A 12,806-nucleotide genomic window follows, 5' to 3' on the forward strand; every position below is an offset into this window, starting at 1 on the left:
TAGCGCCGGAGTGACTTCAATTGATGACAGGCCCTAGTCTTACTGTGTCACAAACGAATTCTCGCGTTTACGCGCAGGCAGCATGGGCAGCGCGGCAGCGTCCTGAGCAAGGCTGCGGCGATACGCAGCCGCAAAGTTGTGATCGACGATCGGACGTGGCGCTGCGTGCGCGGGGCTGCCGCGAGGCTTGTAATGCGTGGGTAGGGCAGGTTCTTCGCTTCGTGCAGAGTTTTTTTTACCCCCACCTTCCGGCTGGCGCAGCTGCTGCGCCATCAAAAAACCGTAGGCAGCGATGGCCAAGCTGGCGTGGTGGTGAAAGCCCCTCCAATTGCGCCCTTCGTAGTGGCCCAGACCCAGGTCTTGCTTGAGGTCCTGGTAGTCGCGCTCAATGCGCCAGCGCATCTTGGCCTCAAACACCATGCGCTCCAGTGTGATGTTCTCTGCCAGCGTGGACAGCCAGTATTTCATTGGCTCTTCATGGCCTTCGGGCCATTCGATGAGCAGCCACTCTTGCGCTCGCTGCTCTGTGCGCAGGTGCTCGCGGTGGGCCGCATGCACGCGCACTCGCGCAAAACGCGAACGCAATGTGAAGTTCGTCCCCTCACGCCACTCGATGCTTTGCCATTGGGTCGGCTCCAACCCCAACGCCACTTCCTTCACGGACAGCGGTCGCTCGTGCCTGGCATCGCCCAAACGCTGGCGGGTGGCCACCACGCCGCGGCCACTGCGCGGCCGCGGCGCCAGCGGGGCATGCCCCGGCGGCCACACCGTCACCTGCCCCGTCACGCCCACCACGTAAGTCAGGCCCATCGCCGTCAGGCCCTCACGAAATGCGGTGACCACCCCGTAGCCTGCATCGGCCAGCACGGTGTGCTTTGGCGCGCCTTGCTCCACCAAGTGCTCGATCTGCGCCTGCGCGATCTGCCACTTGGTGGCGAACGACACATTTTCGGGCACACCGGCCTTCTCGCGCCGCGCCATGTCATCGGCCCATTGCTGGGGCAGGTACAACTGCCAGGCCGTGGGCAGGCTGCCCGCCAAGCAAGCCAGACTGACGCTGACGGCCACTTGGCAGTTGTCCTGCTTACCCAGCATGCCGCAGTACTGTCGGGCCACTCCCACCGAGTGCTCGCCCTGTTTGGGAAAGCCGGTGTCGTCCACGATCCACCAGCCTCCATCTCCAAAGTCCATCGCTGGCACGACCCATTGCGCAACGCGCCGCAGCATCTCTTCGTCCGACCATGACGACTGGGCCACGAAGTGGTGCAGCGACTGGTGACGCGAGCGAGTGGCCTGCGGCGCCAAGTGTGCGGCCATCGGCTCCACGCTCTTGCGCGCAAGCGGCGCCATCAGGCCGATGCAATACCCGCGCAACCCGGCTTGCCGGTCCGCATGGCCCAGTCCGCCTCCCAAATGCTCAAGGTAGCGTTCAAACTCTTGCAGTTCGTCTTTCAAGGCTCATCTCCTGTGTGAGAAGATTCTCTCATAATTCCTTGAATTTACTAACACAGTAAGACTATGGAGTTTGTCGGTAGCGGCTGAATAGTCACGCCGGCCGATCAGGTTGGCGGCCTTGCTCTGCTTGATGCGACCGCGTCGGCCATTGGACTGCACGCGCGGATTGAGCAGATCGCCTTCGGCCAAAGTTGCCTCGAACTGACTGCGCAGATCGCACACTCGTTGCAGGTGCTCAGGCGCCGTGTAGTCGATCTGACCCTGTGCACGCAGTTGATGGATCAGGCTGTTGGCGGACAGCAGCACCTCAATCGATCGACCCGCCCAGTCCTGCTTGAGTTGCTCATGCACGTACGTCAGTTCGCGTACATGGTGCGCGTTGCACAGGCTGTGCCTACTGCCCAGCATGCGATAGGACCCCCAGCCGTCGTGCACCAGCGTGCCTTTGAACAGGGGCAGGATGCCATGCTCGATGAACGCTGCCATGCCTCGTTTCTCATGTCGCCCCAGCCAAGTCAACTTCTCGGTGACCAGCGTGTGCAACCAGTGCAGCGATTTGTTCACGCGCAGTCCCGTCTCGTCGGCGTGCACGATTGGCCGGTTCACCAACTCCTGCGCGATGGCCGTGACTGTGGGCGCCAGCACCTGGGCAGCCTCAGCGTTGGCACTCAGAATCGTTGCCTCGGACATGGGCATGTCAAAGAGGTCGCCCATCACTTCACCCGTGCGCTTGAGTGGCAGCATCTGGTACTGGTTCAGGTGCACGGTCGCAGCCTTCGCACGTGGGCCGTATTGCACCGCTGCGGTGACGTCTGGTGGGAATACGCCACGATGGGTCTTACCGCAGGTGCACATCGATTGCAGCACGCGGTGCTCGGTGACTTGGTAGCGCAAATCGGGCAGATCGTGGACCTGCCGGGCCTCAACCAAGCTGGCCTGACCCAGGGGGCTGTGGCAGACATCGCAATGCTCGGGCGGCGCATGGATGACGACCATATTGGGCTCGGCCACTTGGCTCAGGGTATGGCCCTTGTGCCCTTTCTGCCCGCCGACCGGCCGTTGCCCGGCCTTGCGCAATGACTTGGGTTGGGGCTTGTTGAACCCATCGCTGGAGGGGGGCTTGCTGGAGTTGCGGCTGTTCAGATTGAGCCGCGCTTGCAGTTCGTTGATCTGCACCGTCAGCGTCTGCACCATCGCCCATAGCTCCACAACCAGTGCACCCATCTGGGTCGAACTAAGTGTGCTGAGGTCGGGTAGCTGTTGCATTGAGTTGCGGATTATGGCCTACGGCAAGGGGGGGCCTGAGTAGTTACGATTTATGCAACAACGCCCCGTAGATGCCAAGGGCAAGGCGCAGCGTGGGCGCACCGATGCTGATCGGTGAAGGGTTTGATGGCGCGCAGGAATTCGCCCTCCTGGCGCAGGTGGCGACCGCCGCTCACCAAGGCCGGCTGCAAGCGTGCGGCCGCGGCCGGCGATGGCCGCTCATTGGATGCCGGGTCGGGCGACGTCAACGTCAGCACGGTCATGCACGGGGGGCGGGGAGCAATTCCCGTCCCTATCACGACCTATACAGACGCCTCAATGCGAGCCACGTCTGCATCCAGCACACACCCCTCGGGAACCTTTCGCGCGAGCTCATATACCGCTTCGACAAGCGACTTGCGCTGAAGAAGAAAGCGCACGTAACTGAGGGACCCTTTTTCGGTCAGCTCCCCCGGCTCCGGACAGAATGAGCGAGGCAGGACATACGCAGCATGGATCCGCGAGCTGGCAGTCGGGCGTGCGGCGTTGTAAGTGCGCAAAACCGCTTCGAGCGTGCCGAACAGGCCTTGCGTGCCCGCGTCGACGTCTGAGTGTGTGCTGTTGTCAAGCCAGACGAAGATGGTCAGGAAATCTTGACCAGGGCCGGCCACGATGACATCGCGCGCCTGCGGCCCGAACTCCTTCTGGATTTCAAACTTGATCTCACCAGGGATGACCCACTTGCCCGTCCCGAGCTTGAAACACTCGCTTGCGCGGCCGACATAGGCGAGACCACTCGTCGCGTCAGCCGGCTCGACAACCCGGACGAGGTCCCCCGTACGGAAGAAGCCTTCGCTCGAAAGAGCGGCATCGTTTCTCTCCGGATCACCGTAGTAACCGGGACAGACGTTCGGGCCGCGCACATACGCCTCGTGATAGGCGCCTGCGGGCTTCAAAAGCATCTCCATGCCCGGAAGCGGCGTGCCGATAACGCCAGTGGAGGAAACTGGCCGAGTCGTGACGCACACTGTCGACGTCGTTTCGGTGAGACCCCAGCCGCTGGCCCACGGTGCATCCCGCCCGGTGACGTGGCGGCAGACGCGGTTGATGCCTTGCCAGACGGATGCGGACAGCGGCGCACCGCCATAGACGAGCAGGTCCAACCTGGAAAATAGCGCTGCAGCGAGGTCGTCGTCTTTCTCGAAGAGCGGCAACAGCATGGAGTAGCCGAGCGGCACGTTCGTGTACCAAGTCGGCCGAACCTCGGCGAGGTTCGCGGCCGTTGTGAGGATACCCTCGGCCGTGGGGCGCCCGTTGTCGATGTACAAGGTGCCGCCGTTTCGAAGCACCATGTTCAGGCTGTTGTTGCCGCCCGATGTGTGGCACCATGGCAGCCAATCACACAGTACGAGCGGCGGTTGCGCGACGAAAGGCCAGGCCTGCGCCATTTGCTGCTGCTGCGCGCATAGCATGGCGTGCGTGTTGATGACTCCCTTCGGCGGGCCCGACGACCCGGACGTGAACAGCAGCTTCGCGATCGTTGTGCCGCGCACCACAGCCGCTGCGCCAACGACGGCCGAAATGTCTTCGCCTTCGTCACCCTCGCGAACAGTTTCAAGGACTTCGGCAAGATCACACGCAGCCGCGACGATATCGACGGGCCTGCTTTGTTCGAAATAGCGGAATCTCGGCCGCGTGAGCTCAACGACCTTCCTGAGTTTTGCATGTCCCGCAGCCGAGGTGCACCATGAAGGTGGTACGGGAATCACGCCGACGCCGATCTTCATGGCGGCGAAGGACGCAACGGCATGCGCAACGCTGTTGTCGGCGGCAATAAGCAGGAAATCCCCTTGGACCGCACCCCGCTGCATCATCCTCGCGGCAACGCGATTCACCCAATCGCGGATGTGCAGGTAGCGAAGTTCGGACCAGCGAGACCCAGCCCGCTCGGCAAGGAACACGGCATCTGGCTGCGCATGCGCCCAGTGCTCGAGATGCTCAACGAGATTGACCGGGTGATCGTCCAGCGCTTCGACGTTCTCAATCCGGATCGCATCCGCTCGTTGCGACACTCGCAGTTTCGGGATGGCATACAGACGCTCGCGGACCCGGCTCAAGTGAGCTCCTTCGCGAATGCAGCGTGCGACATCAGGATCGCCGCCAGCCGTTCGGGCGCATCGAGCATCACATCGTGGCCACAATCGATCATTTCGGTTGCCCAAGAGGGATCGTTGCGGAAACGCTCATGCATCTCGAATGACGGAGGAGGAGATTCGCGGCCTTCGCCCCAGCCCGTTGCCGCGACATAGACCCTTTTTGAGACCCGTCGATGCGCACCACTGAGCGAAATCCGTGACAAGAAGGTGCTGAGAGGCTGCGGCGTGCACAACCTTTCGAAAAGCGCGTGATCGGCCACGTTCAGCCCCAGTGCAGAGGGATGGCAGGGTCGCAGGGCAGTCCCGCATGGCGTGACGTTGTGCGTGAGCAGGAAGTCTCGGTCGCACGCGGGCAGGAAGTCCCATAGCCGGCTTCCGTCCTCTGGAACGACCGCGTCGAGGTACACGAGAGCGCGGACTGCCGATGGAACCGCGTCGGCTGCGCCGGTGACAGCCATGCCGCCATATGAATGGCCGCACAGGATCACATCGCTAAGTTGCCGTGTGGTGATTAAGGCCGTCAATTGCTCGACATGGGTCTGCACCGTGGGTGATGAAAGCCCAAGGAGAGTTGGAGCATGGACGGGATGCCCCGCAGCTTTGAGCAAGCGCGCGACCCTCTCATAGCACCAACCGCCGTGCCAGGCACCATGGACTAAGACGAAGGTTGCCACGGGTCGTCGCCAGTGTTGGCTGAGATGAGCAGGCTCATGGCCCGCGAGCGCGTGCGGACACCCAACTGCTGGAAGAGTGCCTGAGCGTGGACTTTGACAGTGCACTCGGAGATGCGCAAGCGTGCCGCAATGACCTTGTAGGAAAGCCCTTCGCGGATTCCGTTGAGAACCTGCGCCTGGCGCCCCGTAAGTCGCACCTGCAAACGCAGTGCGGGCGAGGCGAGCCCGGCCCGCTCGCCTCGCGGCGGAGCTGTCTCGGCTTCCGGAACCGCTTCCTGGCGCACAAAGACATGGGAAGTGCCGATCAAACTCTGCAGATTGGCGACGAGTTCCATCCTGGATTCGTCGAGATGATCGAATACACACAGCACGATGTCGCCCGCCGGCAGGCGAGTACACATCGGACCGGAGACTTTGTCACGTGAGGCGTTCGAGAACGCAGAACAGATGTTTTCGAGACCGCTCGATGATGTGAAGCTGAGCACGCTTTGCGCATCACCAAATACCACTACAGTCGGCATAGTCCCCCCTGAGCCTGTCGTTCGTATTGACTATCGCTTCGTCGCGCAGAACACCGCGTGGCCAGCGTAATGCCAGATAACGTCGACGTCTTTGAATCCGGACTCCTGCACCCAGTTAAGCTGCTCGAGCAGGGTCGAGGGCTTATCGATCTCGTCCCCCACCGTGGTCCCGCTGTACATGTTCCATTCCAGTTCGTGGAATCGCTCAAGACCGCGCAGATCGCCGAAGGCATCGAGCGAATTGCGGGCAACGGCGCAATTCCACTGTTGCGCGGCGATCGCGGTGGCCACGGCACCCGCGGGAAGCACCACGTCACATATCACAAGGCGCCCGCCAACCTCGAGCTCGGCAAACGCCTTCCTGAACAGGCGCTTCTTGCCTTCGCCGTCGAGATGGTGAACTGCCAAGGACGAAATCAAGGCGTCCGGCCGGCTGGGCAGAGACATGTCCACGAAGTTGTGAATATCGAAGGGCTCCACCATTGCGCGTCCACCAAAGAGCGACAGACGCTCTTTCGCGTGTTCGCGCATGCGTTCGGACCGATCGAGCCCCAGGTAGTGCGTAGCGCCGTGACGCATGAGCACGTGCCTAGCGAGCTCACCGTCACCGCACGAGAGCTCGACAACGAAGGCTCGCCGATCTCCGAGGTCCATCGCCCGCACGATCGTCTCGTGCAGTTCGTTCCGTGAGGGAACGAAGAGATGTGCTCCCTCGATGAAGGTTTCTGATTCCAGTTCGGTCCAGTCGCTCACTTCTCTCTCCCTGATTCACCGGCCCAACCGGTGGCTAAGTTAACTGAATTCGCCGTCAAACTCCAACGTCGAATCTCACGTGCGGCTCGCGACGCATTCCGGAACCGGATGCGTACCAATCGCAGGCCGACGCGGATACGCCTGTTCACAAAGTGTGCTGTTGACAATCTGCGATGCGCGCCACGCCAACGTGCTGAGATATGGATCGCCGAGCCCGAATTGGCCACGACTGAAATTCTGCACAAAGACCTTGTTGCGGGCCTCGCCTTCCCATCGCACGGAATAGTCTTTTCGCACACCGTCGCGCGCTATCGAAGCGGCGATGGCCGGCCTCAGCGCAGCCAGACAATCGGGAAGCCGTTGCTTATAACCCGTTGCAAGTATCACGCGATCGACAGCCACTGTGTCTTCCTTGCCGATCTGCGTTTCTCGCGTCTGAAGAAGAAGCGCGTCTTGGCCACGCGTCACCGCGACGCACTCGAGCGCGCAACGCAGCTCGAACCGGGGTCGACCGCCCCCGACCTGCCGTGCATAAAGCAGTTCGTACAGGCGGCGCAAAGAGTCGGGCGATGCGCCGTCTCCGGTCAACCGGTTGCATGCGAGGAAGCGTTCGCGCGCCGGCGCCGGCAGCCCGGCGAAGTTCGCCGCGCCATCCGGGGTGTAGAACTGGTTCACGAAAGGAGAGTCATCAAGCGGATAGAGGCTGTCGCGCCGCGTGATGAATGTGACGGCGCTTGCACGGCCCTGCTGCAGTAGGTCGATGACGATCTCGACGCCCGACTGGCCGCCACCGATGACTGCGACGTGGTCGCCCTGGATGGCAGAACGATGGACCAAGTATTGCGAACTGTGGAAGCACCGGTCAGCGCTGCATGGCGGAACGTCGAAGGGGACGAAGGGAACCGATCCCGTTCCGATACAGATGTTCGCGGAGGTCAGTGTCTCGCCGTTGGCGAGGGCGATGCAGAACTGCCCTGCATTCCAGCGGATCTCGACCACCTCCGCGCCATGGCGAACGCTTCCCAGATGCGAGCTCACCCAGCCAAGATAACGACAGAATTCGTGCCGCGACGCATGCCAGTTTCCCCGGTTCACGAAATCGTAGAGCCGGCCGGCGTCCTGTAGGTAAGCGACGAACGAGAAAGGGTTGGTGCAATCGACCGGCGTGGTCAGATCCTTCAGGAACGCAGATTGCATCATCGCGTCGTCCAGCAGCATTCCCTGATGCCAGACGGGCGCGTCGTGCCTCTCGAGGACCAGCAGGCTCACGCGCTCTCGATAGGGATGCAGCAGTGCCGCGACGCTGAGATTGGCGGGGCCGGCACCGACGCACACGAGGTCGTACGAGTTGTCGGGCTCCAGCAGTGCCGCCGGATCGGGTTTCCTCATCATCTTCATGTCGTCGTTTGCGCGGGCCGCGCATCGAGGCCGCAGCCGCGCAAGCACGGGAGGTCGTTGATTGCCAGAGCAAGCACATCTTCGATGCAGGCAGGCTTGTCGGTGTCGCGGCGCCGCGTCGCGGCACGCCAGAGTCCGCCGGCACCCTTCGGTGCGATTGGAAGCCAGAGGAACGCGAACACGCGCAGCGCCATCAACTGCAGCTGGAAGTCGGTGTTGAGACGACCCGGCTCATTGTCCGCAAGGTTCAGGCTGCACAGTTCGTCCACGGCCACCTTGGCGATCGCCAATCCCGCACGCGCAAGCAGCCGCGGCGAAAAGGATTCGACGCACATCGCGCTCAGGCCTTTGCCTGCTTCAAAGACGAACCGCTCATAAAGGCGGCGTTGCCTCGTGTTCCAGGAGACGGTAGGTTCGAGCGCTGTCCAACCCAGCGAATCGAGCTTGGCGGCCAAGGATGCGATCCAGCCATTCACCATCTCGAACTCGGATTTCAAGAACGCTTGGAACTCGCATTCCGCGAAATTGCCTCTTTCAAGTTCAGGACGGATTAGGCACAGGTAGGCACGGGTTGCATCGACCGAATACCGCGTGATGAACTCGCTGACCCAGATGGCGTGGTTGCGGCTCGTGGAGAACTTGCTGCCGTCGAGGTTCAGGAAAGCGTTACCCACAAAATGTGTGGGAAGCGCCCACGGTTCATCGAGCGCGAGGTGGATTGCCGGGAACAGCGCCAAGTTGTAGTACGCGTTGTCAAATCCGAAGCACTGGATGTAGTGGCTCGGCGGACCATCGGAGCAAGACCGGTTTCGATTGAGGAGGTACTGGTAGGTTGCTGCCATTTCGAACCAGACCCAGAGCCGCTCGTTCGGCGCTTCTGGCTCCCCGGCTAGGACACCAATGTTGTCGTCCTGTGTGATCTGGATCTCGGCGGGCCACGCCGCTTCGCAACGGTCGACATAAGTGCGCAGCAGCGGCGATAGGGGCAGGCGACGCCAGTACTCGCGCAGCCGGGGAAGCAACGAGCCGGTCTCCAGCATGGTGCGGGTTTGCTCCACCGTCGTTGGCACCCCTCCACACAGGGTGCAGCGAGACTCGAGAAGGTCGATGCCGCGGTTGGGCAGTCCGCACTCTTCGCAAACCCCGCCATTCGATTCCGCATTGCAATGCGAGCAGATGCCGCGAATGTAGCCGTCGTACAGGTAGGTCGAACACGAACTGCACCGCGCGACCATGCAGGTCCACCGGCGCGCGATTCCACCGGAACAAAGCCGGCGGTACAGCTCGCGTGCCGCGTCCTGGCAAAATGGATCTGAAGCGGTGCGCGGAAATCGGTTCACGACAACTTCGGCGCGAGCGAGCGAATTCTCGATTGCGGTGCCGAATTCTTCCATGACGTCGGTTGCCGTCACATGCTCGCGTTCGGCACGTAGCCTGACGTAGGACTGGTGGTCATCGGATGCACATGAGTGCACTGACCGACCGCCGAGGGCGAGGAACGATCGTCTAAGCACATCTGCGGTCAGGTACGGGCCCGACAGATGACCGAGGTGGAGGTCTCCGTTCGGCGTCGGCGGTGTCGACATCACGACCGCGTCTGTCGTTGAACTCGCCAGGACCGGGGCCAGCCTGAAGGGCAGGCTGTAGATGCTGACGAAGGACGATTCGGTATCGCCGCGCGCCGACAGCTTGTGCGCGACGAAAGGCGCGAGATACGCGACTTCACCGGCGCGTACCGCAAAGCGCCGCCCTCCGGCCTCCACCCTAAACTCACCCTCGAGTGCCACGAGGATCTCGTATTCGGGGTGCATATGCGACGTCGACTGCGCACCCGGCGCGATCTTGCCGTAGGCGTAGTGAAGGGGGCATGCTGACGCCGGGTTCCCACCGCGGGCCATTGGGATTCCGTAGCGTTCCTCGAAGACGAGCTTTGAAAGGTGTTCAAACGGCATGTGTTCCTCCGATCTTGACATCAAATTGAGAGCGAAGACGGCGCATGGAAGGCGTCACTTTGCTTCCACCGGCTCGGTCTGTAGTTCGTGCGAGACCTTCTGCGCAATCGAGCTAATCTTGAAGCTGCCAAGCCGTGCCAGCACGTCTTGCAGGTACTCCGTGGACCTGCTTTTTCTCGTCTCGAGAATGGGTTGGTCCAGGTCGACCGCCGCCTGGAGCGCGACCCGTTCTTGGGTCAGCCAGTTCCGCACCAGATCGCTGTCATCCACGCTGGCTGGAGCGACGATTCCTACGCAATTCAGGGCTTCGCAGCCGCACGTCATGCGCCATGGCGTGTCATGAACGAACTGTCGGTAATCGGTTTCTAGGCAATCACCGGCCTCCAAGTCGCGCACAAGAATGCCGAACGGCAGCCCGAAATGCAGAACGTTGGGATTGCAAGCATGGTTGATAAGTGCAGCTCCGCCGCACGGGACGATCAATGTGCCGCCACGGCTGTTGAAACCTAGGTCTTCGAGATCCAGACGCGTGGCGTCAGGCAGACGTCTCAACGCGGCCGCCGTGATTCGCTGACACCGTTCGCATGGACGCCAGGCGACCGTTCCCGCAGGGATTCGCCGAAGTGCGGCGATGCCGGTCCCGAATCGAGAGCGTCTCGTGATGGCGAATGCGGGATGCAACATCACCGACCTCAAGCAGTCCCGCCGTCGACGCGACGCAGTTGATAAGAAGCCGGAGCCTGAGCAAGCACGAGGCAGCACGCAGCCATCAGCGTCAGCAATCCGGTCATCGAGGCCAGCGCTCCGAAGCGGTTGAGCATGAAGCCGACCGCAAGACTGGAACAGGCATAGCTGCAGCCGGTGAAAGCTCCCGTCAGCGCGTGCGCCTTGCTGCGCCACGTCGCGTCCGAATACTGGTTGATCCATCGCGTGTAGAGCGGCGCATAGGCCCCGTTGATAACAATGAACAAGAGAGCGGCGAAGCCGAGCGCAAACGGTGCCCAATTGGCGCGTGCAATCGTCGCGGCCCAGCCGAGGCTGAAGCTGGCCGCGAGACACCCAATCCCGCCAACATAAAGTGCGGGTCGTGGCGTCACAGCGTACCGACTGGTCCCGCGCGCAACGAGCCCGGACAGCAGCACGATCAGGGATAGGATGAGCGCGACCTGCACAATATCGAGGTCGCCTTCGAGAAGCCACAAGGGCAACAGCCAGTATCCCATGCGGCTGAAGGCCGCAGTTGCCGCGAATGCGATGGCCAAATACTGAAAGCGGCCCTGGCGCACGGCAAGGATGAAGTCGTGCAGCGCCCGAACCGACGTCAGAGGCGATGCGACGGCGCCACGCTCGGGAAACCTGCTCGCGAGCACGGCGGCTGCCACCATGGCCGCGGCGGTCATGAGGAACGGCGCGTGCGGCCCGATGTGTGAATACGCCAAACTCCCAAGCACGGGGGCGATTGCGAAGCCATAGAGCGATGCGGCGATCGCGTCGGCCTCAATGCGCGGATACTCGGCCGCGGCGTCGTTGGCCTGGAGGTGGTCGTAAACCATGGCGGAATCAGGGCCCACCATAAAGCTCAGTCCAAAGCCTCGTAACGCGAACAGGCCGAGCATCGCAATCCAGTCGGGCCGCGCGGCAATTCCGAGAAATGCAGCCGCCGTGGCGAAGCAGCCCAGACACAGCAACCAGCGGCGTTCCTGGCGATCGGCAAGATGTCCTGAAGGAAGGTCAACCAGTGTCTTGATCGCGATGAGCGCGGCCTCGAAAACGAACAGGTCGCCCTTGGAGAATCCTCCGCCCTCAAAAAAGGGAAACATGACGCCGAAGCCGAAGTACGAGGCTGTCAGGAACTTGTATGCCCTGTATTTGATAGCGAGGCGGGCGAGCGTCATTTTTCGTTGCCAAGTGCCAAGCCGATGAGAAGCATGCCATCGCGCGCGTTCCTCACCGACGGATGTGCATAGAAGGCGCGGTCGAATGGGTCCGTGGCTTTGAACGACTCGTTGTGGGCGTACGTGGCAACCGGCATCTCGTTCTTGATACACAGGTTGTCGATGTCGACAGTCCAGCGCTCGTAGACAGTTGCAGCGAGGAATGAGGCAGCGCCAAGTAGCATCTTCCGGACGTCCTGCGGAACGGCGTCATCTCCTGTCAGTGTCGGCAACAGATAGGTGCAGATCTTCCGCGAGTTGTGATAGACGACCGGGTTGCGCGTCGAGGTCGAATAGATCACGCAGGGCTCGCGCAATCGAGCAATCGCGAGCGCCCGGTCGCGCACGCGCTTCGCGAATCCCATTCCTTGGTACGAGGGGACGACATTCGCGAGCCAGCCATACATGAGCGGAATTCCTTCGAACTCCATCTGCCGCACAAGCGACCACGCAACGATCTCAGCGTGGTCGTTGACGCCGAGGTAGAGATGCGTGTCGGGCTTGAAAAGCTTCTCGTACTGATCGATGAAATGCGTGGGGTTCATCTGGTAGTTCTGCAATGCGATTCGGTCGAAAGTGCGGGCCAGCCGCCGCTTCTGTTCCGGATCGAATCGGTCGAGCTCTTGCCATTCACAGACGGTCATCGAACCGCAATGGCCGTAAACTTCGAAGTCGCGCGGCGGCAACCCGACCAATCCATCGTGCCCGTCGGCCACGT

At 61.8% G+C, this 12,806-nt stretch carries 11 protein-coding genes; all 11 read right to left on the bottom strand.

Annotated elements, in window-relative coordinates:
- Positions 1-39: 39 nt before the first annotated feature.
- A complete protein-coding gene (locus tag D5041_RS15475; protein WP_265280744.1) occupies positions 40-1,455 on the bottom strand; it encodes an IS701 family transposase in 1,416 nt (471 codons plus the stop codon).
- A 3-nt stretch (positions 1,456-1,458) separates the two neighbouring features.
- Positions 1,459-2,721 carry an IS66 family transposase gene (tnpC, locus tag D5041_RS15480; RefSeq protein ID WP_265285156.1) on the bottom strand — a complete coding sequence of 421 codons (1,263 nt, stop codon included), beginning with the start codon at positions 2,719-2,721 and terminating at the stop codon, positions 1,459-1,461.
- 302 nt (positions 2,722-3,023) lie between these two features.
- Positions 3,024-4,817, bottom strand: coding sequence for an AMP-binding protein (locus D5041_RS15485; RefSeq protein WP_265285157.1), 1,794 nt, complete (start codon positions 4,815-4,817; stop codon positions 3,024-3,026).
- Positions 4,814-5,530 (bottom strand): alpha/beta fold hydrolase, encoded by a 717-nt coding sequence (locus D5041_RS15490; protein ID WP_265285158.1) that lies wholly within the window; start codon positions 5,528-5,530, stop codon positions 4,814-4,816. Before D5041_RS15490 ends, D5041_RS15485 begins: the two co-directional genes overlap by 4 nt.
- Entirely contained in the window at positions 5,512-6,051 is a 540-nt protein-coding gene (locus D5041_RS15495) for a response regulator transcription factor (RefSeq protein WP_265285159.1), read from the bottom strand. Before D5041_RS15495 ends, D5041_RS15490 begins: the two co-directional genes overlap by 19 nt.
- Before the next feature lie 30 nt (positions 6,052-6,081).
- Positions 6,082-6,804: a class I SAM-dependent methyltransferase gene (locus D5041_RS15500; RefSeq protein ID WP_265285160.1), complete on the bottom strand. Its 723-nt coding sequence runs from the start codon at positions 6,802-6,804 to the stop codon at positions 6,082-6,084.
- Between the two features lie 75 nt (positions 6,805-6,879).
- Complete coding sequence (locus D5041_RS15505) at positions 6,880-8,202, bottom strand: lysine N(6)-hydroxylase/L-ornithine N(5)-oxygenase family protein (protein WP_265285161.1); 1,323 nt, start codon at positions 8,200-8,202, stop codon at positions 6,880-6,882.
- Entirely contained in the window at positions 8,199-10,154 is a 1,956-nt protein-coding gene (locus D5041_RS15510) for a class I tRNA ligase family protein (protein WP_265285162.1), read from the bottom strand. Before D5041_RS15510 ends, D5041_RS15505 begins: the two co-directional genes overlap by 4 nt.
- 54 nt (positions 10,155-10,208) lie before the next feature.
- Positions 10,209-10,706: an SET domain-containing protein gene (locus tag D5041_RS15515; RefSeq protein WP_265285163.1), complete on the bottom strand. Its 498-nt coding sequence runs from the start codon at positions 10,704-10,706 to the stop codon at positions 10,209-10,211.
- A 140-nt stretch (positions 10,707-10,846) separates the two neighbouring features.
- A complete protein-coding gene (locus tag D5041_RS15520; RefSeq protein WP_265285164.1) occupies positions 10,847-12,049 on the bottom strand; it encodes an MFS transporter in 1,203 nt (400 codons plus the stop codon).
- Entirely contained in the window at positions 12,046-12,804 is a 759-nt protein-coding gene (locus D5041_RS15525; protein WP_265285165.1) for a hypothetical protein, read from the bottom strand. Before D5041_RS15525 ends, D5041_RS15520 begins: the two co-directional genes overlap by 4 nt.
- Between the last annotated feature and the right edge of the window lie 2 nt (positions 12,805-12,806).

Origin of the sequence: Verminephrobacter aporrectodeae subsp. tuberculatae (genome assembly GCF_026127385.1) — a bacterium.
GTDB lineage: Bacteria > Pseudomonadota > Gammaproteobacteria > Burkholderiales > Burkholderiaceae_C > Acidovorax > Acidovorax aporrectodeae.

Bases quoted from the DNA above. Each gene is read 5' to 3' on its own strand.
- tnpC (WP_265285156.1), bottom strand. From the start codon at position 2,721: ATGCAACAGCTACCCGACCTCAGCACACTTAGTTCGACCCAGATGGGT.
- D5041_RS15495 (WP_265285159.1), bottom strand. From the start codon at position 6,051: ATGCCGACTGTAGTGGTATTTGGTGATGCGCAAAGCGTGCTCAGCTTC.
- D5041_RS15505 (WP_265285161.1), bottom strand. From the start codon at position 8,202: ATGAAGATGATGAGGAAACCCGATCCGGCGGCACTGCTGGAGCCCGAC.
- D5041_RS15510 (WP_265285162.1), bottom strand. From the start codon at position 10,154: ATGCCGTTTGAACACCTTTCAAAGCTCGTCTTCGAGGAACGCTACGGA.
- D5041_RS15520 (WP_265285164.1), bottom strand. From the start codon at position 12,049: ATGACGCTCGCCCGCCTCGCTATCAAATACAGGGCATACAAGTTCCTG.